The sequence below is a fragment of the Pseudomonas sp. TH06 genome (assembly GCF_016651305.1).
GTDB lineage: Bacteria > Pseudomonadota > Gammaproteobacteria > Pseudomonadales > Pseudomonadaceae > Aquipseudomonas.
The window spans coordinates 2,980,094-3,002,064 of the sequence record NZ_JAEKEC010000001.1; the positions used below are offsets into that span (position 1 = coordinate 2,980,094).

Annotated in this window: 18 protein-coding genes; 8 read left to right on the forward strand and 10 right to left on the reverse strand. The window is 60.5% G+C overall.

What is annotated here, in order from left to right; genetic code table 11:
- Positions 1 to 18: 18 nt before the first annotated feature.
- From JFT86_RS13385 to JFT86_RS13410, 6 genes are read right to left on the reverse strand one after another with little or no spacing between them, the layout of a single operon-like run.
- Positions 19 to 1,350, reverse strand: a complete 1,332-nt coding sequence (locus JFT86_RS13385) for a DUF58 domain-containing protein (RefSeq protein WP_201237030.1) — start codon at positions 1,348 to 1,350, stop codon at positions 19 to 21.
- A 49-nt stretch (positions 1,351 to 1,399) separates the two neighbouring features.
- The gene (locus JFT86_RS13390; protein WP_201237031.1) at positions 1,400 to 2,401 is read right to left on the reverse strand and encodes a MoxR family ATPase; all 1,002 of its coding nucleotides are present in this window, start codon (positions 2,399 to 2,401) and stop codon (positions 1,400 to 1,402) included.
- Positions 2,398 to 3,561: a DUF4350 domain-containing protein gene (locus tag JFT86_RS13395; RefSeq protein ID WP_201237032.1), complete on the reverse strand. Its 1,164-nt coding sequence runs from the start codon at positions 3,559 to 3,561 to the stop codon at positions 2,398 to 2,400. The genes JFT86_RS13390 and JFT86_RS13395 overlap by 4 nt, the downstream gene beginning before the upstream one ends.
- Positions 3,558 to 5,105, reverse strand: a complete 1,548-nt coding sequence (locus JFT86_RS13400; RefSeq protein ID WP_201237033.1) for a DUF4129 domain-containing protein — start codon at positions 5,103 to 5,105, stop codon at positions 3,558 to 3,560. The genes JFT86_RS13395 and JFT86_RS13400 overlap by 4 nt, the downstream gene beginning before the upstream one ends.
- Positions 5,092 to 6,069 carry a stage II sporulation protein M gene (locus JFT86_RS13405; protein ID WP_201237034.1) on the reverse strand — a complete coding sequence of 326 codons (978 nt, stop codon included), beginning with the start codon at positions 6,067 to 6,069 and terminating at the stop codon, positions 5,092 to 5,094. The genes JFT86_RS13400 and JFT86_RS13405 overlap by 14 nt, the downstream gene beginning before the upstream one ends.
- The gene (locus JFT86_RS13410) at positions 6,066 to 6,788 is read right to left on the reverse strand and encodes an RDD family protein (RefSeq protein ID WP_201237035.1); all 723 of its coding nucleotides are present in this window, start codon (positions 6,786 to 6,788) and stop codon (positions 6,066 to 6,068) included. Before JFT86_RS13410 ends, JFT86_RS13405 begins: the two co-directional genes overlap by 4 nt.
- Positions 6,789 to 6,969: 181 nt before the next feature.
- Here JFT86_RS13410 and sbcB point away from each other — a divergent pair, with 181 nt between their 5' ends.
- Positions 6,970 to 8,400, forward strand: a complete 1,431-nt coding sequence (gene sbcB / locus JFT86_RS13415; RefSeq protein WP_201237036.1) for an exodeoxyribonuclease I — start codon at positions 6,970 to 6,972, stop codon at positions 8,398 to 8,400.
- 96 nt (positions 8,401 to 8,496) lie between these two features.
- Here the strand turns inward: sbcB and mvaT are convergent, their stop codons facing one another.
- On the reverse strand, positions 8,497 to 8,874 hold the full coding sequence (gene mvaT, locus JFT86_RS13420; protein ID WP_103306441.1) for a histone-like nucleoid-structuring protein MvaT: 378 nt from the start codon (positions 8,872 to 8,874) through the stop codon (positions 8,497 to 8,499).
- 337 nt (positions 8,875 to 9,211) lie between these two features.
- Between mvaT and purU the strand changes: the two genes are divergently transcribed.
- Both purU and JFT86_RS13430 read left to right on the forward strand, forming a co-directional pair.
- A complete protein-coding gene (gene purU / locus JFT86_RS13425) occupies positions 9,212 to 10,060 on the forward strand; it encodes a formyltetrahydrofolate deformylase (protein WP_007912774.1) in 849 nt (282 codons plus the stop codon).
- Between the two features lie 86 nt (positions 10,061 to 10,146).
- Positions 10,147 to 10,323: a hypothetical protein gene (locus JFT86_RS13430; RefSeq protein ID WP_201237037.1), complete on the forward strand. Its 177-nt coding sequence runs from the start codon at positions 10,147 to 10,149 to the stop codon at positions 10,321 to 10,323.
- A 43-nt stretch (positions 10,324 to 10,366) separates the two neighbouring features.
- Here the strand turns inward: JFT86_RS13430 and JFT86_RS13435 are convergent, their stop codons facing one another.
- Both JFT86_RS13435 and JFT86_RS13440 read right to left on the reverse strand, forming a co-directional pair.
- The gene (locus JFT86_RS13435; protein WP_201237038.1) at positions 10,367 to 11,362 is read right to left on the reverse strand and encodes a lysylphosphatidylglycerol synthase transmembrane domain-containing protein; all 996 of its coding nucleotides are present in this window, start codon (positions 11,360 to 11,362) and stop codon (positions 10,367 to 10,369) included.
- A gap of 328 nt (positions 11,363 to 11,690) precedes the next feature.
- The gene (locus JFT86_RS13440) at positions 11,691 to 13,580 is read right to left on the reverse strand and encodes a methyl-accepting chemotaxis protein (protein WP_201237039.1); all 1,890 of its coding nucleotides are present in this window, start codon (positions 13,578 to 13,580) and stop codon (positions 11,691 to 11,693) included.
- A 190-nt stretch (positions 13,581 to 13,770) separates the two neighbouring features.
- On the opposite strand from JFT86_RS13440, the gene JFT86_RS13445 reads away from it, so the two are divergent.
- Positions 13,771 to 15,258, forward strand: coding sequence for a helicase HerA-like domain-containing protein (locus JFT86_RS13445; protein ID WP_201237040.1), 1,488 nt, complete (start codon positions 13,771 to 13,773; stop codon positions 15,256 to 15,258).
- Between the two features lie 107 nt (positions 15,259 to 15,365).
- On the opposite strand, the gene JFT86_RS13450 is transcribed toward JFT86_RS13445, so the two are convergent.
- Positions 15,366 to 15,821, reverse strand: coding sequence for a DciA family protein (locus tag JFT86_RS13450; RefSeq protein ID WP_150652577.1), 456 nt, complete (start codon positions 15,819 to 15,821; stop codon positions 15,366 to 15,368).
- Positions 15,822 to 16,131: 310 nt separating this feature from the next.
- Between JFT86_RS13450 and secA the strand changes: the two genes are divergently transcribed.
- From secA to JFT86_RS13470, 4 genes are all read left to right on the forward strand, one after another.
- Positions 16,132 to 18,867 carry a preprotein translocase subunit SecA gene (secA, locus tag JFT86_RS13455; protein ID WP_201237041.1) on the forward strand — a complete coding sequence of 912 codons (2,736 nt, stop codon included), beginning with the start codon at positions 16,132 to 16,134 and terminating at the stop codon, positions 18,865 to 18,867.
- A 122-nt stretch (positions 18,868 to 18,989) separates the two neighbouring features.
- Positions 18,990 to 20,207 (forward strand): bifunctional glutamate N-acetyltransferase/amino-acid acetyltransferase ArgJ, encoded by a 1,218-nt coding sequence (gene argJ, locus JFT86_RS13460; protein ID WP_201237042.1) that lies wholly within the window; start codon positions 18,990 to 18,992, stop codon positions 20,205 to 20,207.
- Between the two features lie 159 nt (positions 20,208 to 20,366).
- The gene (locus JFT86_RS13465; RefSeq protein ID WP_201237043.1) at positions 20,367 to 20,999 is read left to right on the forward strand and encodes a glutathione S-transferase family protein; all 633 of its coding nucleotides are present in this window, start codon (positions 20,367 to 20,369) and stop codon (positions 20,997 to 20,999) included.
- The gene (locus tag JFT86_RS13470; protein WP_201237044.1) at positions 20,996 to 21,943 is read left to right on the forward strand and encodes a Nudix family hydrolase; all 948 of its coding nucleotides are present in this window, start codon (positions 20,996 to 20,998) and stop codon (positions 21,941 to 21,943) included. Before JFT86_RS13465 ends, JFT86_RS13470 begins: the two co-directional genes overlap by 4 nt.
- Positions 21,944 to 21,971: the final 28 nt, after the last annotated feature.

The window sequence follows — 21,971 nt, forward strand, 5'->3', positions numbered from 1 at the left end:
CGAGGCGCGTTTTTTCAATCACAAACCTCCACCCTTCTTCAGCGCCAGATACCGAGTCACCAGTTCAGCCCCCAGTTCTGCGGGACGAACATCCATCACCGGAACACCGTGGGCGACTATTCGCTCATGCAGTACCGTGCGTTCATTGAGGTAGTTGACTGTCCCGCAATAGGCCAGTGCTTCCGGCAAAGTCTGCACCGGCACATGGCGCAACGCGTCGAGTGTTGTTTCGCGCAGGCTCGCCACCAGCACCCGGTGTTGCTGGCTCAGACGTTTGACGGCACTCAGCAATTCCTCATCGTCCTCATCACGCAAATTGGTCACCAACACCACCAGCGCCCGGCGTTTTTGCCTGGCCAACAATTGGTTGATGGCGGCTTGATAGTCGGCGGGGCGCTGGGTGCTGTCGAGGTCATACACGGTGTTGAGCAGCACGTTCAACTGGCCGCTGCCCTTGACCGGCGCGAGGTGGCGCGGTTGATCACTGGCGAAGGTGCTCAGGCCAACGGCATCGCCCTGGCGCAGTGCCACGTAGCTGAGCAACAGGCAGGCATTCAGCGCGTGGTCGAAGTGCGACAGCTCATCGTCCTGACTGCGCATGCGGCGGCCGCAGTCGAGCAGGAAGATGATCTGTTGATCGCGCTCGTCCTGATACTCGCGGGCAATCGGCGTGCGTTGGCGGGCGGTGGCTTTCCAGTCGATCTGGCGCAGGCTGTCGCCTTCACGAAATTCGCGTAACTGATGAAACTCCAGCCCTTGCCCGCGCCGCTGCCGTTGCCGCACGCCGAGCTGGCTGAGCCAGTTGTCCACCGCCAGCAGTTCACCACCGTAGAGACGGGCGAAATCCGGATAGACGCGGGTGCTGTCGATCACGTTGAGCAGGCGTTTACCTGACCATAAACCCAGCGGGCTCGGCAGGTTCATTTCGCAGTGTTGAAAACTGAAGTGGCCGCGTTGCAGCGGGCGCAGACGGTAGCTAACGTGGCTGGTTTGGCCTGGCTGCAATTCGGCGTTCAATGGCAGGTTTTCGAAGCTGAGGCCGTCCGGCACATGGTCGAAAATCTGCAGATTCAGTGGCGCGCTGAAGTCGTGTTCAACCGTAAGCTGCACCTCACCCCAGCGCCCCAGCGCGAGACTGCCGGGCATCTGCCGTTTGATCCGTACCGCCGGCAGTCGCTTGAGGCGCAACGCATCGAGCGTCGCCAGCGCCAGCAGTGCCAGCAGCAATCCCCAGTTGATTGACAGCAGGCTCGCCGGGAAATCGATTTCCAGTGCCTGCAAGGTGCCCAGCACAAGGCCGATGCCCAAGAGAACGATCAGCCAGATCAGCAGCAGCCGCGAAGGTTTCATGACAACGCGATCCCCAGTAGGAACTGTCGAAGGCTGCGATCTTTTGCTTTCATAGACGCGGCGCCGGAATCTGGTCGAGCAACTGCTGCAGCACCTGATCGACTTGCAGGCCTTCGATGTCCAGCTCCGGCGCGATGCGCACGCGATGGCGCAATACCGCCAGCGCGCAGCCCTTGATGTCATCGGGAATCACGAATTCACCGCCGCGCAACAAGGCCCGGGCACGGGCGCAGCGCACCAGGGCAATCGACGCCCGTGGCCCGGCACCTAGGGTCAGGCCCGGCCAGGTGCGGGTGCTGCGCGCCAGGCGCACGGCGTAATCGAGCACTTGATCGTCCAGCGGCAAATCACTGGCGATACGCTGCAACGCCTGCACGTCCTTGGCTTGCAACACGGTGCGCAACGGCTGCACGTCGAGCATGTCGGCGCGGGTCGAACGGCTGACCTGGCGCACCATGTTCAGCTCTTGATCGGCGTCGGGATAATCCATGCGCACCTTGAGCATGAAGCGGTCGAGTTCGGCTTCCGGCAGTGGATAGGTGCCCTCCTGCTCGATCGGGTTCTGCGTGGCGAGGACCATGAACGGCTGCGCAATCGGCAAGGCGCGACCTTCCAGCGTGACCTGACGTTCCTGCATCGCTTCGAGCAACGCGGCCTGGGTTTTTGCCGGGGCGCGGTTGATTTCATCGGCCAGCAGCAGGTTGGTAAACAGCGGCCCTTTGCGCAGCTTGAACTGCTCGGTGTGCAGGTCGTACACGGCGTGGCCGGTGACGTCGCTGGGCATCAGGTCCGGGGTGAACTGAATGCGTGCGAACTCGCCGCCGAAGCAGCGCGCCAAGGCCCGCACCAGCAGGGTTTTGCCCAGTCCGGGAACGCCTTCCAGCAAGACATGGCCGCCGGCGATCAGCGCGGTCAACACGTCGTCGATGACTGCGTCCTGGCCGATCACGGCTTTGTGCAATTCGTTGCGCACCGCCTGCGCCAACTGACTGGCACGCTGGCGTTGCTGGGCGGCGTGGCTGGCGCTGCCGGGTTCGATCTGTTCAGTCATAGCGTGTTCCTCAAGGTTTGCAGGTGGGCGACCTGGCGGCAGAAGTCGGTGCTGGACATCCGCCGGTTCGGCACCGGGCTCAAAGCCTGGCTGATGGCACGGGTCGGTTGCCGAGTCAGGCGCGACAACGCCAGCCATTGCTCGGCAACGTTCAATTGATCGAAGCCGGGATGCCGGCGTCGGGCGCGGCGCAACACGTCTTGTTGCAGGGCTTGCAGCAGCGACTGCTGACCGTTGTGACGCAGCATGAAATCGGCACTGGCGCGCAGGTGTTCCTGCAACTGTCGGCGACCACTCGGCGCGGGCGCCTGAAGCGGGCCGTGGCGTACGCTGGCCTGCCACAACCACAGGCCGATCAAGGCGAGCAGGGCGACAATGGCTTGCGGAAAGTAGCGCCAAAGCAGCGTCAGCAGGCCATCGTGCTCGGTGTTGTAGATCAGCGTGACGTCGGTGTCGGCGCTCAGATACCAGAGCAGCCAGGCGTTGTCGTACTGGGCAATCGCCGTGGTTTTCCACAGCTCGGCATCGGTAACCACGGTGATCGAACCGAGGCTGTAGGGCAGTTGCATCATGTGCGTGGCCTTGGCGCTGTTGGCCCAGGCGTGTGCCAGATTCTTCGGGTCGTCGAGGTGAAAATCGGTGTCGAAGCTGGCGTAGGCCGGTGTGTCTTCGTCTTCCAGGTACAGCTTGGTCAGGTCGGGATAAGCTTCATGGGGCAGCTCTTCGGGTGGGTCCTTCAAGTCCTTGGTCAGGGCCTGATGCAGTTGCACCCGATCAAGCAGCAGATCGTTGCTTTGTTTTGTCTGCTCGTCCCACAGTGCTTCGGCGACGAACACCAGTCGGCCACCGGCCCGAGTCCAGTTCAACACTTGATCGATCTGACGCGGGGGCATCCGCGATCGATCGTTGAACAGCAACAACGTGTGCCCGCGTGGATCGATATCCGGCAGCACCGCCAGACTTTCTGCATGGTCTACATGGATGCCGCGCTCACGCAAAAACATTTCTGCCGCCAGATAGGGGTTGGCCTGCGCGGCGGGTGAGGGGCCGTGATCGACTTCTTCCTGATAGGGCCTGGCGGCCATGAACAGATAAACGCTCAACGCCGCCAGCAAAGCGACGAGCAAGCCGCCGAACCACCACAGGCTGCGCCGATTCAACGCGAGGCTCCGTGGCCGAACAGGGCGCGCCAGCCATCGCACAGTTCCTGTTGCAGATACGCCGCTGGTACGCGATGCCCGTAAGCCATGTTCTGCCAGTGCACGGTCAGGGTGCGACTGAAGGCGAGCAGTTCCGGGCGCTGCAGTTGTTCGACTCGCGCCAGTACCTGGTTTTCCGTGTCGGCGTCCTTGAGCGTCAGGTCGAAGTCGTGGAGTAAATGGCTGAGCAAGCCTCGATAAAGCAGGCTCAGCGCGGCGCGTGGCTGACTCTGCCAGAGTTGTTCGGCGTGAGCGGCGATGTCTTCGGGCAGGGTTTCGCGGTTCAGATCGAGTCCGAAGGCCTGTTGCGGTGGTGGTCGTTTCGTTCGGGCTGGCAGCGCCGGGCGGCGGCTGACGAACGCTTGCAGAAACTCGCGATAGCGCCAGATCAGCCAGCCGACGGCGGCAATCACCGAGCCCCACAGCAGCACTTCGATCACCGTGGCCAGAGTATTGAATTGTCGGCCTTCGAGCCAGCCGAGCAGGGTTTTCAACCATTGTGGCGCCTCACCTTCCTGCTCGGATTTGGCCGGGGCTGCCGGGTCGTCACCAAAGCGGTAGCGAGTGACGGACTCCTTGTTTTTGAACGGCGGTTGTTCGAGCAATGCCTTGATGCTGTCGTGCGAGGTCTGACTGGTCAGCGGCTGATTCAACAAGCGCGGCGTATCCGGGCTGCTGTCAGTTTCAGCGGCCCAGACCGGGGGCACATTTGGCAGCAACAGACATACCGCCAGCAACAGGCCCAGCACGCCACTGTTCAGGCGTTGGCGCAAACGGCGGAACACCAGTTCGATGTCCCACGCCTCCAGTTGCGTGCGCCGATTCAGATAGAGGCTGAAACCACAGGCTACGTAAATCGGCTCCCACACCACCAGCACCAGCGCATAGAAAACGTTGGTCAGGTGCTCCAGCCAGCGCCAGTCGTGGTCCGCCGCGAGGATCAACGATTGCCAGTCCCAGTCCGTTTCGATCTGCTGCGGCAACAGCAGGTAGAACAGCACCATCAGGCCGATCCACAACGCCGTTTCCAGGTGCACGCCGATGATGGTCAGCCACTGCGCGGCGCCGGCATTGCGTTGCAACAGCACGTGCAGACGCTGTTGTCGGGCACTGCCATCCAGACCTTCAAGTTGCACCACGGGCATCACGAAACTGCGGCTCAAGCTGAGCCGTCGCCAGGTCAGGCTGGCCAGCAGTTGGGGTTTGAGCAGACGTGGCCACTCGCGCAGGGCTTGCCGGAGTGTCGGCGTTTCACCGAACAGGGCTTTGGACAGGATGTACAACGGCAGGCGTTCGTAAGCCGGTTTCAGCCACCAGAAGATAAACACTGCCAGTGACGGCGAATCCCACAGCAACACGCTGAGCAATACGAACAGCGGCAGGGTGACGATCGCCCAACTGGTCATCAACAAGCGTCGGTGTTGCTGGCTCATGAGCACGCCCAGATCCATGGCTTCCCAGGACGTGCGCGGACGGATCACCACCGTTGCGTCACTCAGGCGCATGGCGGGACCTCCCGGCGAATGTCAAATAGCTCGCCACCAACACCCACAGCGCGGCACCGACCAGGTATTTGGTGTGCGGTGCGACGATGGTTTTCGATGACCAATAGGCTTCGATAAACGCGGCGATCAGCAGGAACAGCATGACCCCGCAAATCAGCAGTACGCTTTTGCGCGCGGCGCGTTTCAACGCTTCGGCGCGGGTCAGACGTCCGGGCGCGATCAATGCCCAGCCCAGTTCCAGACCTGCCGCGCCGGCCAGTGCAATGGCCGTCAGTTCGAAGGCACCGTGGGCAATCACGAATGACCAGAAGGTCTGGCCGAAACCGATTTCGGTCAGGTACCCGGCCACCGCCCCGATGACCAGACCGTTGTAGAACAGGAAAAACGCACTGCCCACGCCCATCAACAAACCGCTGGCGAAGGTCTGGAAGGCAATGCCGATGTTGTGCATCACGTAGTATCCGAACATCACCCAGTCTTCGCTCGCGGCGCGATCGGCGGGGCGCCCGAGGTGGCCGGCCACCGGGTCATACATGCCTTGCATTTCACGCACCTGATCGGCGGGGATCAGGTTGTAAACCAGCTCGGGAAACACATACACCAGCACACCGACGCCGATCAGGCTGCCGAAAAACAGCAGGCCGGCCACCAGCACAAAAGGCCATTCGGCGCGCACCAGTCGCGGGAAGTCGGCGAGGATGAAGCTCAACAGGTTGGCACCCAATCGACTGCGATGCCGGTATAGCTGTTGATGGCCGCGCAAGACCTGCTGTTGCAGGGAGTCGATGAGAAAACTGCTGTAGCCGCGCTCCTGCGCCAGCGCCAGGTGCTGGCAGAGGCGTCGATAGGCTTTGGGGAAACCGGCTACTTGCGAGGTTTCCTTGCCGCGTTCGAGGCGTTCAAGGGCCAGCGCAAAACGCTCCCATTCGGCCTTGTGGCGACTTTCGAAAAGGCTTTGCTTCATGTCGGCCCCAACAAGCCGCGTGCGATGCCGTTGAGTTCAGCCACGGCTCTGGGCGCGGAAATATGCAGTGGCTGTGCCAGCAGCGCCGCCAGTTCGTTGACCCGTGCCGGCGTCAGTTCGGCCTGACGTTCGGCAAAGCCGAGCAGGGCGCGTTGTTCGCTGAGGGTGAGGGCAATCGGTGCATGACGGGGTTCGGCGGCGGGCAACTGTGGGCGGCTGAGTGGTTGTTCGCTGTACACCACCAGCGTACCGGCGGCGATATCGCCCAGTCGTTTGAAGGTCGGGTGTTGCAGGCAACTGATGGCGCCGAGGAAGTAGCCGAACGGCAGCAGATCGACGAAGCGCAGCAGGTTGCGCAGCAATGACGCCGACCAGCCGATGGGCGTGCCGTCGTCGTGCACCACGCGCAGGCCCATCCATTGTTTGCCTGGCGAGCGCCCCTGACGCAGCACTTCGAACAGCACCATGTACCACCAACTGATCGCAAACAGCAGCAACGAGCCGAGGCCCATGCCGAGCTTGCCGAGGAACGCCAGCACAATGAACAGCACAGCCATGATCAGACCACGCAGGCCCAGATCGATGGTGAAGGCCACGGCGCGTACCATCAACCCGGCCGGGCGCAACGGCAAGTCGATGCCTTCCGGCGTTTCGACCTGATGCCGCGTATCCAGCGGCGGGGCCAGCGGTGCTTTCCTTGGCGCTGTGGGCTCGAGCATGGGCTACCTGATGTTCGCCTGTTCGGGGTGCAAGTGGGGTCGATGCTAGCAGCCTCTCGGGGGGAAACGACATAACTATGTATTGCACGTCATGTGGCGCCAGGTGTTTGAATGACGCGAGGCTGGCCGCGACCGCGGTTGAACGCCTAGACTTTGCCGATCTTCAGTTCAGGAACCGCCCGTGACTTCTATCTTCTGGTACGACTACGAAACCACTGGCATCAATCCGCGTAATGATCGCCCGCTGCAGGTGGCAGGGATTCGCACCGACCATGACCTCAACGAAATCGATGAGCCGGTCAATCTCTATTGCCAGCCCAGCGAAGACATCCTGCCGCATCCGGCCGCCTGCGCCATCACCGGTATCACGCCGGGCCAGCTCGCCGAAAAGGGCTTGAGCGAAGCCGATTTCATGACCCGCGTCCACGCGCAACTGGCCGCTCCCGGCACGTGCGGCGCGGGTTACAACACCTTGCGTTTCGATGACGAGATGACGCGCTACAGCCTGTATCGCAACTTCTTCGACCCGTATGCCCGTGAATGGCAGGGCGGCAACAGTCGCTGGGATCTGATCGACGTGGTGCGTGCCGCCTATGCGCTGCGTCCGGACGGTCTGGTCTGGCCGACCGATGATGAAGGCCGGGTAACGCTCAAGCTCGAGCGTCTGACCGCCGCCAACAACATCGATCACGGCCATGCTCACGAAGCGTTGTCGGACGTGCGTGCGACCATCGCTCTTGCGCGGTTGGTCCGCGAGAAGCAGCCCAAACTGTATGACTGGCTGTTCCAGTTGCGCAGCAAGCAAAAGGTCATGGATCAGATTCGCCTGTTGCAACCGCTGGTGCATGTTTCCGGGCGCTTTTCGGCGGCACGCAGTTATGTCGGCGTAGTGTTGCCATTGGCCTGGCACCCGAAAAACCGCAATGCCTTGATTGTCTGCGACCTGCACCTCGATCCGCAGGGCCTGCTTGATCTGGATGCACAGGCGCTGCGCCAGCGTCTCTACACCCGTCGCGACGATTTGCTCGAAGGCGAGTTGCCGGTGCCGCTCAAGCTGATTCATATCAACCGCTGCCCGGTGGTGGCGCCACTGTCGGTACTCCGTGCACAGGATCAGCAGAGGCTGGGGCTGGACATGGCGCTTTATCAGGAGCGAACACTGCGACTAACTGACGCACAACAAGTTTGGAAAGATAAAGTTGCGGCCATTTATGCCAGCGAAGATTTCACCCCGAGCGAGGATCCGGAGCAACAGTTGTACGACGGATTTATCGGTGACCGCGACCGGCGTCTATGTGAGCAAGTGAGAAGCGCCGATCCTGCGCAATTAGCGCAAGAGCAATGGCCTTTCGATGATGAACGTTTGCCTGAATTACTCTTTCGATATCGAGCGCGCAACTTTGCCGATACGTTGAATTTTGAAGAGCAGGAGCGCTGGAGAATATTTTGTCAGCAGCGTTTATCCGCGCCTGAATGGGGCGCACCAAATACCTTGCAATCTTTTACAGAGGCCGCAGAGCAATGGGCGCTTAGTGCGACGCCGATGCAGAGAGTGGTGCTCAATGAATGGCAGAATTATGTCCAGGCATTACGCAAACGTTTGAATCTTTGAAATCGAACATGCCTGGACTAAATTCCAGGCATAAAAAAACGCCAGCATTCGCTGGCGTTTCTTTTTTCGCGGATCGCTCAGCGAAGGCGCTATGGCTTAGCCCAGCAGGGTAGCCCAGCCTTCAACCACATCACCGCCCCACTTGGCTTTCCACTCTTTCAGAGTCTTGTGGTTGCCACCTTTGGTTTCGATGACTTCACCGTTGTGCGGGTTTTTGTATTGTTTAACTTTGCGAGCACGCTTGGTGCCGGTAGTTTTTGCTACGCCGCCGCGTGGAGCTTTGGTTTTCGATTCCGGATCCAGCAGCGCGATGATGTCACGCAGGGACTTGGAGTATTCGCCCATCAGGGTGCGCAGTTTGCCTTCGAATTCCAGCTCGGTTTGCAGTTTGTCGTCTTGCGACAGGTTTTTCAAACGGGCTTGCAGCTCTTTGATAGCTTCTTCGGTGGCGCGATATTCGTTGATCAAGGACATGATTACTACCTTAGTAGAGTGCTGAATGGCAGGGGACAGTGCCGCAATAATAGTCAGGCTGTTTCATCAAGTAAACATTTAACCGGACTTTTTATTTAAATTAGTTACGAGAGTTAGCAGCAAATTGAATGTTCAGTTAAATAGTGTGATGCAGTCATCACAGATATTCACAGTCGCTTGATCAGGCACTGCCATGGCACCGTCGTCACGTTGACGTTTCAGTCCGTCAAAAGCCTGCGTACAGGGGCGGTGCCCACGCCGACGCTGATCAATACTGCAGTTTTGCTGCGCAGTCGCTAGAATGGCGGCCTTTGCGAAGTTCTGGAGTTTCCCCCTCATGCGCACTTTTCGGCTGGTGATTTCTTGCCCGGACCGCGTTGGCATCGTTGCCAAAGTCAGTAATTTTCTGGCAGCCCACAATGGCTGGATCACCGAAGCGAGCCACCATTCGGATAATCAGGTTGGCTGGTTCTTCATGCGTCACGAAATTCGTGCCGACTCGCTGCCATTCGGTATTGAAGTCTTGCGTGAGAAGTTTGCGCCGATTGCCGAAGAGTTCTCGATGGACTGGCGCATCACTGACACCGAGCAGAAAAAGCGCGTGGTACTGATGGCCAGCCGTGAATCCCACTGCCTGGCCGACTTGCTGCACCGCTGGCACAGCGATGAGCTGGATTGCGAAATCTCCTGCGTGATTTCCAACCACGACGACCTGCGCAGCATGGTCGAGTGGCACGGCATTCCTTATTACCACGTCCCGGTCAATCCGCAGGACAAGCAACCGGCGTTCGACGAAGTGTCGCGCCTGGTCAAACAGCACGATGCCGAAGTCGTGGTACTGGCGCGCTACATGCAGATCCTGCCGCCGGACATGTGCCGCGAGTACGCGCACAAGGTCATCAACATCCACCACAGCTTTCTGCCGTCGTTCGTCGGCGCCAAGCCGTACCATCAGGCTTCCCTGCGTGGTGTGAAGCTGATCGGCGCGACCTGCCACTACGTGACTGAAGAGCTGGATGCCGGCCCGATCATCGAGCAGGACGTGGTACGCGTCAGCCACAGCGACAGCATCGAAGACATGGTGCGTTTCGGTCGTGACGTCGAGAAGATGGTGCTGGCGCGCGGCCTGCGTTATCACCTGGAAGATCGCGTGCTGGTGCACGGCAACAAGACCGTGGTGTTCTGATCGAACCCTTGCGTGCTTGAAAATCGAAGGGCCTGGGCGTTCAATCGTTCCAGGCCCTTCGCCGTTTCAGACCTGAGGAAAAGCTCATGAGCGATCCACTCGACAAAGCCACTTCCAAAGCACCTGCCACGTTGGGTGAAGGTTGTTTGAGTCGTTATGACCCCGATGACATGAGTCCGGAGGATGGCACCGAGTTTCCCGGCGCCGCCGAGTTGTGGGAGCAAGTGAAACCGGATTCCGACGAAAGTACCGAGTCGAATTGAAAGACCGCCGTTCAATGCAGGCGCTGCCGAAGGCTGCGATCTTTCAGGCTTGACGTACTTTCATCAACTTCCTCAGCAGCGGCCGCCCCAGCATCATCAGAAACACCGGGCCACCCACCACCAGATAGAAATAGAACGTCACCACCCGCCAAATCAGGATCGCCGCCGCTGCGGTGGTTTTGCCGACCATCGGCGCCAGCAGTGCCGCCGAAGTCAGTTCCGCCGCGCCGGCGCCACCGGGCAACAGACTGAACTGCCCGGCGCCCAGCGAAACCATCTGGATCAGAAAACTCCACGCCCACTGCAAATCCGCCCCCAATCCGCGTAGCGCCAGATACAGCACGCTGTAGCGCAGCAGCCAATGCACGCAGGTCAGGGCGAAGACTTTGCTCAGCGTCTGCCACGGCAGCTTCAGCGTATCGATGAACGCTGCGAGAAAGTGCAGCAGCTTGCGTGCCCAGCGGCGGCGGGTGCTGGCGCGCACGTTCAGGCGGATCAACAAGCGTCCGCTGAGGCGAATCAGCCTGCGGTGGTAGCGCGCCAGCAGTACGCAACTGCACAGCCCGCCGAACAGCGACACGGCGCTGACAATCAGCAACCCTTCCATGCGATCGCTGAGGTGCTGGAACAACGCGTAAATCAGAATCCCGCTGAGGGCGCAGAGAAAAAACAGCAAATCGCTGAGCTGATCCATTGCAAACACCGCACTGCCCCGGGCCGGGCGCACACCGCAGCGGGCCAGTAACGCCATGATCGTCAGCGGGCCGCCACTGCCGCCGGGTGTCGCGCAGTAAGCGAACTCGGCGGCCATGACCACACCGAGGCTTTTTAGCGGCGTGACGCGTTCTCGCTGGTCGCCCAGCAACAAACGCAGACGCAAGGTGTTGATGCCCCAGCACAGCAGGATCATGCCGAACAGGATCAGCAGCCATGGCAGCGGAAAGCTTTGCAGGCGCGCCCAGATGTCACTGCCACCGAGCAGCAGCGGGATCAGCACGGCGGCGAGCAGGCCGAGCAACAAGACGATGCCGCGACTCATGCGGCGCGCCCCGGTTGACCGCGCTGTTGAGCGAGCCAGTTCACTTGAGTCATTAATACGCGTCCTTCAGTCAGCAGCCAGAACGGGGGCGGGATCGCTGTAAACGCCGTCGATGGCCGGGGCGTAAAACAGGCTGATGTCGGCGATATGCACGGTGATCATCCCTCCACTGCGTTGTTATCCCTTGGTTGACCTTTATCCAGAATAGATGTTCGGTCGGGATTGCGCGGGGCAGGGACGATGCGAAAAAAAGATCGCAGCCGGCGGCGGCTCCTACACTAAATGCGATCCTGTGTAGGAGCTGCCGAAGGCTGCGATCTTTTGACTTTCAGATTCTGAAGCTACCGACCAACTGCTTCAGACGCGAAGCCTGCTGCTCCAGATCCGAACAGGCCCGCAACGTCGCCTGCAAGTTCTCCACGCCTTCCTGGTTCAGCGTATTGATCTCGGTGATATCGACGTTGATCGATTCAACCACGGCAGTCTGTTCTTCGGTCGCCGTCGCCACCGACTGGTTCATCCCGTCGATCTCGCCAATCCGCTGGGTCACGCTGTTCAAACGCTCACCCGCAAGGTTGGCGATTTCCACGCTGTCCTGGCTGTGGCGCTGGCTGTCGCTCATGGTGCTCACCGATTCGCGGGCGCCGACTTGCAGCTCCTCGATCATGGTCTGCACCTGCTGCGCCGATTCCTGGGTGCGGTGCGCGAGGTTACGCACTTCGTCCGCCACCACTGCAAAACCACGACCCGCTTCACCGGCACGCGCCGCTTCAATCGCGGCGTTGAGCGCCAGCAGGTTGGTTTGCTGGGAAATGCTGGTGATCACTTCGAGAATCTGGCCGATGTTCACGGTTTTGCTGTTCAGCGATTCGATGTTGCTGCTGGACGCACTGAGCATGCTCGACAGCTGGTTCATCGCCTTGATGCTGCGATCCACCACTTGCTGGCCATCTTCGGCAAGATTACGCGCGTCGCTGGCCTGGTTCGAGGCTTGCGCGGCGTTGCGGGCAATTTCCTGGGCGGCGGCACCGAGCTGGTTGATCGCGGCCGCGACGCTGCTGGTGCGCGAAGCCTGTTGATCAGAGTTGTACATCGACGAGTTCGACGCGGCGACCACGCGCAGGGCGACTTCGTTGACCTGGCCGGTGGCCGACGACACTTCGCGGATCGAGCCATGAATACGCTCGACGAAGCGGTTGAACGCCGTCCCCAGCACTCCGAATTCATCGTTATTGACGATGGTCAGGCGTTTGGTCAGGTCGCCCTCGCCATCGGCGATGTCTTCCATGGCGCGCGTCATGACGTGCAGCGGCTGGATCAGAATACGGATCAACATGCCGAGCAGGGCGAGGATGATCGCTACCGCGATAACCGTCGCAATCACTGCCGAGGTGCGGAACTGGCTGAGCATCGCAAAGGCTTTGTCCTTGTCCACCGACAGGCCGATGTACCAGTTCACCGACGGCAGGCCCTTGATCGGAGCGAAGGTCACGATGCGGGTTTTGCCATCGACGGTGACTTCACTGAAATCGCTGCTGATGCGCGGAGTGTCCTGCGGATACGCTTCTTTAAGCGATTTCATCACCAGCGCTTTGTCCGGGTGCACAAGGATCTTGCCGTCGGCGCTGACCAGGAACACGTAACCCATGCCGTCAAAATCCCGGGCGGCGAGGGTGTCGACCAACGATTGCAGGCTCAGATCACCGCCGACCACGCCAACACTCTGGCCGGCCTTTTTCGAGGCGGTGGCGATGGAGATGATCAGTTGCCCGGTGGCCGCGTCGATGTACGGTTCGGTCAGGGTCGAGGTGCTGCTGCCTTCGGCACCTTTGTACCAAGGGCGCACGCGCGGATCGAAACCGTCCGGCATCTTCACGTCCGGGCGGATGGTGAAGTGGCCGGTGGCATCACCCAGATAGGTGGCCATGAACGTCGACGTCAGGGTTTTTTGTTCGAGCAGGCTGGCGACGTTGGCGGGTTCGGGATTGATGGCAATGTTCTGGGCGGCGTTTTCGACCAACTGAATGCGCCCGTTGAGCCAGGTCTGGATATTACCGGCGGTGACCTCGCCCATCTCGTTGAGATAGTTGTTCAGGTCAGCGCGGATCGCATTGCGCTGCAACCAGTCGTTGTACAGCGTAAACGAGGCGAAGGCGGCGATGACGATGAGGGCGGCGGCAAGCAAAATTTTATGGCTGAAGCGCAGATTTTTGTTCATGGCTTGGGGTTCCGCTAAGGTCTTAATGTCCAGGGCGTGCTTTTATAGAAGCGCGCAAAATGGGCAAGGGTGAAAGTAAGCTGATATTTCCGTCTCTCCTTAGGGAAATGTCCGGCCTGACTTGTGGTCGGGGTCTCTCACTCCTCTTTATCGGCCATGCAGAATCAAAGATTAACCATTAGGTGACAAAATGCCTGACTCCTCGCAACTCGTAATCGGCGCTGATCTCGCAGGCCAACAGATTGCTCAGGCCATGCGCCTGGCGAACCGCCACGGACTGGTCGCCGGCGCCACCGGTACCGGTAAAACCGTCACCTTGCAACGTTTGGCTGAAGCGTTCAGCGACGCCGGGGTCGCGGTATTTGCCGCTGACATCAAAGGCGACCTGTGTGGCCTCGGTGCCGCCGGCAACCCGCAGGGCAAGGTCGCCGAGCGCATCGCCGGGATGCCGTGGCTCAATTACAAGCCGCAGGCGTATCCGGTGACCTTGTGGGATATCCATGGCGAGTCCGGCCATCCGTTGCGCACGACGCTGAGCGAAATGGGCCCGCTGCTGATCGGCAGTCTGCTCGAACTCACCGACAGCCAGCAGTCGGCGCTGTACGCGGCGTTCAAGGTGGCGGATCGCGAAGGTTTGTTGTTGCTGGATCTGAAAGATCTGAAAGCGCTGCTCAATCACCTCAAGGAAAACCCGCAACTGTTGGGTGAAGATGCGGCGCTGATGACCACCGGTTCCAGTCAGGCGCTGTTGCGTCGTCTGGCGACGTTGGAACAGCAGGGCGCCGAAGCCTTGTTTGGCGAGCCGGCGCTGCAACTCGAAGACATCCTGCAACCGACGGCAGATGGCCGTGGGCGCATTCATCTGCTCGATGCCAGCCGTCTGGTACACGAGGCACCGAAGGTTTACGCGACGTTCCTGCTGTGGCTGCTGGCAGAATTGTTCGAGCAACTGCCGGAGCGCGGTGATGCCGACAAACCGTTGCTGGCGCTGTTTTTCGATGAGGCGCATTTGTTGTTCGGCGATACGCCGAAGGCCTTGCAGGAAAGGTTGGAGCAGGTAGTGCGGCTGATCCGTTCGAAAGGCGTGGGCGTGTATTTCGTTACGCAATCGCCGGCGGATTTGCCCGATGACGTGTTGGCGCAACTGGGCCTGCGTATTCAGCATGGCTTGCGTGCGTTCACCGCCAAAGAGCAGAAATCCCTGCGCGCCGTGGCGGACGGCTTCCGGCCGAATCCGGCGTTCGACACTTTGTCGGTGTTGACCGAGTTGGGGATTGGCGAGGCGCTGGTGGGCACGCTGGCCGAGAAAGGCACGCCGGAAATGGTTCAGCGCGTGCTGGTCGCGCCGCCGCAATCGCGGATCGGGCCGTTGACTGAAACCGAGCGCACGATGCTGATTGCCGGTTCGCCGTTCAAGGGGCGATATGACAAGCCGATCGATCGTGAGTCGGCGTATGAAATTCTGACCGGGCGCAAAGGCTTGGGACCGGAGGCTGAAGTGCCGGCGGGCAAACCGGCGGCGCAAGAGCCAAGCCTCGCTGACAGGGCAGGGGAGTTTCTCGGTACGGCGGCAGGGCAGGCGCTGAAATCGGCGATGCGCCAGGCTGCCAATAACCTCGGCAAACAATTGGTGCGTGGCCTGATGGGCTCTCTGCTCGGCGGCAGCAAACGCCGCTGATCAAAATGTAGGAGTGAGCCTGCTCGCGATTGCGTCAGGTCAGTGACGACGATGTTGACTGACCCACCGCTATCGCGAGCAGGCTCACTTCTTACAGGGTAATGCTTTCAGGTCTTGGCTTTGGCGTGCGCCGCCAGTCGCTCCAGCGCTGCCCGCAGCCCCGGATCACTGATCCCGTCGGCCGTCGCCTGAATCGTCGCCGCCGCGTCCGTCGAAAGATCCATGGTGTGCCCGGTCGCTCCGCGCTGCACCGTCGGCGGTTGTACCTTGAACAGAATCCGCGTCAGGCTGGCGAACTCGTCGAACATCTGCAATTGCCGTTGCAGGCGCTTCTGCTGATAACGCAGGCGTGTCGCCCAATGACCGTCGGTGACAATCAGCAACAGGCTGCCTTCGCGCCACGACGCGACATGACAGTGTTCGCGGGCGGCGGGTTGCAGTTGGCTTTCGAGCAGGCGCTGCAGATGACCCAGTCGTTGGGCATGGCCGAGGATGGCTTTGAGCGGCTTGGCTTCGCGTAGCAAAACGGCGGGTGCTCTGGCCGTAAGAGGACGAAATGCCATGATCGAACACCTGAAGTAACAGAAACGCCATGGTAGCAGAAAGAGCTGAAATCACTCGCCCATTGCTTTTGCCCTCGCTTTACCCATTAAATCAACAACTAACTTCTTCCTTGTATGGCTTGAAGTTGAGCAAAACGCCCCTATTTTAACTGAGCCCCGTCAAAGCGCAGTGCCAGCATCGTGGAACATCGCCACTTTCCTCACTTCCGTTTCCGGGTAGAATGCTCGTTCGCATGCGGCCATGAGGGCTGCACGGGCGACGCTCAACGGGGCCGCCCTCCATCCCTTTAGTGTGGAAGATCCTGCCGATATGTTTGCGCCTTTGTTAAAGAAACTTTTTGGAAGCAAGAACGAGCGTGAAGTCAAACGCATGCTCAAGACGGTGCAGCTCGTCAATGCCTTCGAAGAGCAAATGGTAGCCCTTTCGGACGATCAATTGCGCGCCAAGACCGACGAGTTCAAGGCCCGCATCGCCAAAGGGGAAACCCTCGACAAGCTGTTGCCAGAAGCCTTTGCGGTCGCCCGCGAAGCCGGCAAGCGCATCATGGGGATGCGCCACTTCGACGTACAACTCGTCGGCGGCATGACCCTGCACGAAGGCAAGATCGCCGAAATGCGTACCGGTGAGGGTAAAACCCTCGTGGCTACCTTGGGCGTTTACCTCAACGCACTGTCCGGCAAGGGCGTGCACGTTGTGACGGTGAACGACTACCTGGCTCGCCGTGACGCCAACTGGATGCGCCCGCTGTATGAATTCCTCGGCCTGACCGTCGGCGTCGTGACGCCGTTCCAGCCGCCGGAAGAGAAGCGCCTGGCTTATGCCGCCGACATCACTTACGGCACCAACAACGAATTCGGTTTCGACTACCTGCGCGACAACATGGCGTTCAGCATGGAAGAAAAATTCCAGCGCGAACTCAATTTTGCCGTGATCGACGAAGTCGACTCCATCCTCATCGACGAAGCACGTACCCCGCTGATCATTTCCGGTCAGGCCGAGGACAGCTCCAAGCTGTACATGGAGATCAACAAACTGATCCCGCAGCTGGAACTGCACGTTGAAGAAGTCGAAGGCGAAGTCACCAAGGCTGGCCACTACACCGTCGACGAGAAGACCCGTCAGGTCGAACTCAACGAAGCCGGTCACCAGTTCATCGAAGACATGCTTACCCGCGTCGGCCTGCTGGCTGAGGGCGAGAGCCTGTACTCGGCGCACAACCTGGGCCTGCTGACCCACGTGTATGCCGGTCTGCGTGCGCACAAGCTGTTCAACCGCAACATCGAATACATCGTGCAGGACGGCCAGGTCGTGCTGGTCGACGAACACACCGGTCGTACCATGCCGGGTCGTCGTCTGTCCGAAGGCCTGCACCAGGCCATCGAAGCGAAAGAAGGTCTGAACATTCAGGCCGAGAGCCAGACTCTGGCCTCGACCACGTTCCAGAACTACTTCCGTCTGTACACCAAGCTGTCCGGCATGACCGGTACCGCTGACACTGAAGCGTTCGAATTCCACCAGATCTATGGTCTGGAAGTCATGGTCATTCCGCCGAACAAACCGTTGGCGCGTAAAGACTTCAACGACCTGGTGTTCCTCACTGCCGAAGAGAAGTACGCGGCAATCGTGGCGGACATCAAGGAAAGCATGGCCGCTGGCCGTCCGGTGCTGGTGGGTACTGCGACCATCGAAACCTCCGAGCACATGTCCAGCCTGCTCGTGAAGGAAGGCATCGAACACAAGGTTCTGAACGCCAAGTTCCACGAAAAAGAAGCCGAGATCATCGCGCAGGCCGGTCGTCCGGGCGCGCTGACCATCGCCACCAACATGGCCGGTCGTGGTACCGACATCCTGCTGGGCGGTAACTGGGAAGTTGAAGTCGCTTCGCTGGAAGACCCGACCCCTGAGCAGATCGCCCAGATCAAGGCCGACTGGCAGAAGCGTCACCAGCAAGTGCTTGAATCCGGCGGTCTGCAGGTGATTGCTTCCGAGCGTCACGAATCCCGTCGTATCGACAACCAGCTGCGTGGCCGTGCCGGCCGTCAGGGTGACGCCGGTTCCAGCCGCTTCTACCTGTCGCTGGAAGACAGCCTGATGCGCATCTTTGCTTCTGACCGGGTGAAGAACTTCATGAAAGCCCTGGGCATGCAGCCGGGCGAAGCGATCGAGCACCGCATGGTGACCAACGCTATCGAGAAGGCGCAGCGCAAGGTTGAAGGCCGCAACTTCGACATTCGTAAGCAACTGCTCGAGTTCGACGACGTCAACAACGAACAGCGTAAAGTGATTTATCACATGCGTAACACGTTGCTGGCCGCGACCAACATCGGTGAAACCATCGCCGACTTCCGTCAGGACGTGCTCAACGCAACCGTCAGCGCCCACATTCCGCCGCAATCGCTGCCTGAGCAGTGGGACGTGGCCGGTCTGGAAGCGTCGATTGCCAGCGACTTCGGCGTGACACTGCCGATCCAGCAATGGCTCGACGAAGACGATCACCTGTACGAAGAAACCCTGCGCGAGAAGCTCATGACCGAGCTGATGGCGGCGTACAACGAAAAAGAAGACCAGGCCGGTGCCGACGCACTGCGCTCCTTCGAGAAGCAAATCGTTCTGCGCGTACTCGACGATCTGTGGAAAGACCACCTGTCGACCATGGATCACCTGCGTCACGGTATCCACCTGCGTGGCTACGCCCAGAAGAACCCGAAGCAGGAATACAAGCGCGAGTCGTTCACGCTGTTCTCCGAGCTGCTGGATTCGATCAAGCGCGACTCGATCCGTGTGCTGTCGCACGTTCAGGTTCGCCGCGAAGATCCGGAAGCCGAAGAGCAACGCCTGCGTCAGGAAGCCGAAGCACTGGCCGCCCGCATGCAGTTCGAACACGCCGAAGCGCCAGGTCTGGATCAACCGGAAGCATTGGGTGAAGAGGTCGATGTGGCCCTCGCCACCGCCCCGGTTCGCAACGAGCAGAAGCTGGGCCGCAACGAACTGTGCTACTGCGGTTCGGGCAAGAAATTCAAGCATTGCCACGGGCAGATCCAGTAAAACCCGTTTCAATCGCTGAAATACCCGCGCCGCGACCGGCTTCTGCCGTCGCGGCGTTTTGCCATTTAAATCACCGTCACTGCGAGTGGCGGTGCTGACATCATTGAGTAAGGAGCGCATTCATGGCTGTTGGTCTTGGTCCTTTGCCAACGTTGCACCCGGTTGCCGGTTTTGAACTCGGTATCGCCTCGGCCGGCATCAAGCGCCCGGGGCGCAAGGATGTCGTGGTGATGCGCTGCGCCGAAGGTTCCACCGTGGCGGGCGTGTTCACCTTGAACGCCTTTTGTGCAGCGCCGGTGATCCTGGCGAAAAAACGCGTACAGAACGCTGTTCGTTACCTGCTGACCAACACCGGCAATGCCAACGCCGGCACCGGCGAGCCGGGCCTGACTGCTGCCGAGCGCACCACCGCGAAACTGGCCGAGCTGACGGGCGTCGATGCCAGCCAGATCCTGCCTTACTCCACCGGGGTGATCGGCGAGCCACTGCCAGTCGAGAAGATCGAAGGCGCACTGCAAGCCGCGCTGGACGACCTATCGGAAAACAACTGGGAAGCCGCCGCCACCGGCATCATGACCACCGACACCTTGCCAAAGGGTGCCAGCCGCCAGTTCCAGCATGACGGCGTGACCATCACTGTCACCGGCATCAGCAAGGGCGCGGGCATGATCCGCCCGAACATGGCGACCATGCTCGGTTACATCGCCACCGACGCCAAAGTCTCCCGCGATGTGCTGCACAACCTGATGCTCGACGGCGCCAACAAGTCGTTCAACCGCATCACCATCGACGGCGACACCTCGACCAACGACTGCTGCATGCTGATCGCCACCGGCAAGGCTGCACTGCCAGAAATCACCCGTGCCGAAGGCGAGTTGTTCGCCAAACTGAAACAAGCGGTGTTCGAAGTGTGCATGGACGTGGCGCAAGCTATCGTCCGCGACGGTGAAGGCGCGACCAAGTTCGTCACCGTTGAAGTCAACGGCGGCGGCAATCACCAGGAATGCCTGGACGTCGGCTACACCGTGGCGCACTCGCCGCTGATCAAGACCGCGCTGTTCGCCTCCGACCCGAACTGGGGCCGCATTCTCGCCGCTGTCGGCCGTGCCGGTGTGCCGGATCTGGACGTGAGCAAGATCGACGTGTTCCTTGGCGACGTGTGCATTGCCAGCCGTGGCGCCCGCGCCGCAACCTACACTGAAGCGCAGGGCTCGGCGGTGATGCAGCAGGAAGAAATCACCATCCGCATCGAACTGGGTCGCGGCGATTGCAGCGAAACCATCTGGACCACCGACCTGTCGCATGAGTATGTGAAGATCAACGCTGAATACCGCACTTGATCTAACCTGAGACCGAGTCGATGCCATCGCGAGCAGGCTCACTCCTACAGTGGTTGTGAACGCCACAGATCCCCTGTAGGAGTGAGCCTGCTCGCGATGACGGCCCATCAGGCACCAGGAATTCTGGCCTGATTCTCCTGACGAAAAGGCGCCACATCCATGTCCTTGCACCTGATCATCGGCGACAAACTGCTTTCCTCCTGGTCTCTGCGCGCCGCACTGGCCGTTGAGCTGACCGGTGCGCCCTACACCGAAGAGCTGATCAAACTCGGCAAGCCCGACACCCGCGAACTGCTGCTCAAGCATTCGCCGACCGCGAAGGTGCCGCTGCTGAATACCGCCCGCGGGACCATTGCCGACTCCCTGGCGATCGCCGAATACCTCGCCGAGCAATTCCCGTCCGAGCAGCTTTGGCCTAGCGATCTCTTCGCCCGTGCTCAGGCCCGATCCGCCTGCGCACAAATGCACAGCGGTTTCTTCGCCATGCGCAACCACATGCCGTTCAACCTGAGCCACGACGCGCCGCTGAACCCGGTGCCGCCGGAGGTGAAGGTCGATATCGAACGCATGCTTGCGCTGTGGGCTGAATGCCGTGCCGTCGCCACTGAAGACGGGCCATACCTGTTTGGCCGCGTGAGCCTGGCCGATGCGTTCTTCGCCCCGATTGCCGTGCGTCTGCGCACCTATCAGGTGAAGTTGCCGGCCGCCGACGCAGCCTATGTTGAAACCGTCTACCAATGGCCGGCCTTCAAGGCCTGGCAAAAGGCTGGACTGGAGGAGTTGAATCCGTGAAACGTGTACACGTCGCCGCCGCTGTCATTCGTGACGAGGCTGGCAAAATCCTCATCGCCCGTCGTGCCGACACCCAGCATCAGGGTGGCCTGTGGGAATTTCCCGGGGGCAAAGTCGAGGCTGACGAGTCGGTCGAAACCGCGCTGGCCCGCGAGCTGCACGAAGAGTTGGGCATTGTCGTTGGCGTTGCCCGGCCCTTGATCAAGGTGCGTCACGACTACCCCGACAAACAGGTATTGCTGGATGTCTGGGAAGTGTCGAGCTTCAGCGGTGAACCGCACGGCGCCGAAGGTCAACCGTTGGCCTGGGTCACGGCGAAGGAACTGGCGAACTACGAGTTCCCGGCCGCCAACCAGCCGATCGTGGCAGCGGCGCGGTTGCCCGCTGAATACCTGATCACCCCGGAAGACCTCGAAACGCCTGCCTTGTTGCGCGGCATCCAGAAGGCAATCGCGGGCGGGATCAAACTGGTCCAGTTGCGCGCGCCGAACGGTTACGACCCCAAGTACCGCGATCTGGCGGTGGATGCGGCGGGTCTGTGCGCGGGCAAGGCGCAATTGATGATCAAGGGGCCGTTCGAATGGCTCGGTGATTTCCCGTCCGCCGGTTGGCACATTACCGCCGCGCAATTGCGTAAATATGCGGCGGCGGGGCGTCCACTGCCGGCGGAGCGCTGGTTGGCGGCGTCCTGCCACAACGCTGAGGAACTGGCGCTGGCCGAGCAGATGGGCGTGGATTTCGTAACGCTGTCGCCGGTGCAACCGACGCTGACTCACCCGGCGGCGCAGCCGCTGGGCTGGGAGCAGGCTTCGACGTTGATCGAGGGCTTCAGCAAACCGGTGTTCTTGTTGGGCGGAGTTGGCCCGGCAGAGCGCGAGAAGGCCTGGAGTTCTGGGGCGCAGGGTGTGGCGGGAATTCGCGCGTTTTGGCCTGAACCTTTGTAAAAGGCCACTGGCCTCATCGCGAGCGGGC

Bases quoted from the DNA above. Each gene is read 5' to 3' on its own strand.
- JFT86_RS13385 (WP_201237030.1), bottom strand. From the start codon at position 1,350: ATGAAACCTTCGCGGCTGCTGCTGATCTGGCTGATCGTTCTCTTGGGC.
- JFT86_RS13390 (WP_201237031.1), bottom strand. From the start codon at position 2,401: ATGACTGAACAGATCGAACCCGGCAGCGCCAGCCACGCCGCCCAGCAA.
- JFT86_RS13400 (WP_201237033.1), bottom strand. From the start codon at position 5,105: ATGCGCCTGAGTGACGCAACGGTGGTGATCCGTCCGCGCACGTCCTGG.
- JFT86_RS13405 (WP_201237034.1), bottom strand. From the start codon at position 6,069: ATGAAGCAAAGCCTTTTCGAAAGTCGCCACAAGGCCGAATGGGAGCGT.
- JFT86_RS13410 (WP_201237035.1), bottom strand. From the start codon at position 6,788: ATGCTCGAGCCCACAGCGCCAAGGAAAGCACCGCTGGCCCCGCCGCTG.
- mvaT (WP_103306441.1), bottom strand. From the start codon at position 8,874: ATGTCCTTGATCAACGAATATCGCGCCACCGAAGAAGCTATCAAAGAG.
- purU (WP_007912774.1), top strand. From the start codon at position 9,212: ATGCGCACTTTTCGGCTGGTGATTTCTTGCCCGGACCGCGTTGGCATC.
- JFT86_RS13430 (WP_201237037.1), top strand. From the start codon at position 10,147: ATGAGCGATCCACTCGACAAAGCCACTTCCAAAGCACCTGCCACGTTG.
- JFT86_RS13435 (WP_201237038.1), bottom strand. From the start codon at position 11,362: ATGAGTCGCGGCATCGTCTTGTTGCTCGGCCTGCTCGCCGCCGTGCTG.
- JFT86_RS13440 (WP_201237039.1), bottom strand. From the start codon at position 13,580: ATGAACAAAAATCTGCGCTTCAGCCATAAAATTTTGCTTGCCGCCGCC.
- JFT86_RS13445 (WP_201237040.1), top strand. From the start codon at position 13,771: ATGCCTGACTCCTCGCAACTCGTAATCGGCGCTGATCTCGCAGGCCAA.
- JFT86_RS13450 (WP_150652577.1), bottom strand. From the start codon at position 15,821: ATGGCATTTCGTCCTCTTACGGCCAGAGCACCCGCCGTTTTGCTACGC.
- secA (WP_201237041.1), top strand. From the start codon at position 16,132: ATGTTTGCGCCTTTGTTAAAGAAACTTTTTGGAAGCAAGAACGAGCGT.
- argJ (WP_201237042.1), top strand. From the start codon at position 18,990: ATGGCTGTTGGTCTTGGTCCTTTGCCAACGTTGCACCCGGTTGCCGGT.
- JFT86_RS13465 (WP_201237043.1), top strand. From the start codon at position 20,367: ATGTCCTTGCACCTGATCATCGGCGACAAACTGCTTTCCTCCTGGTCT.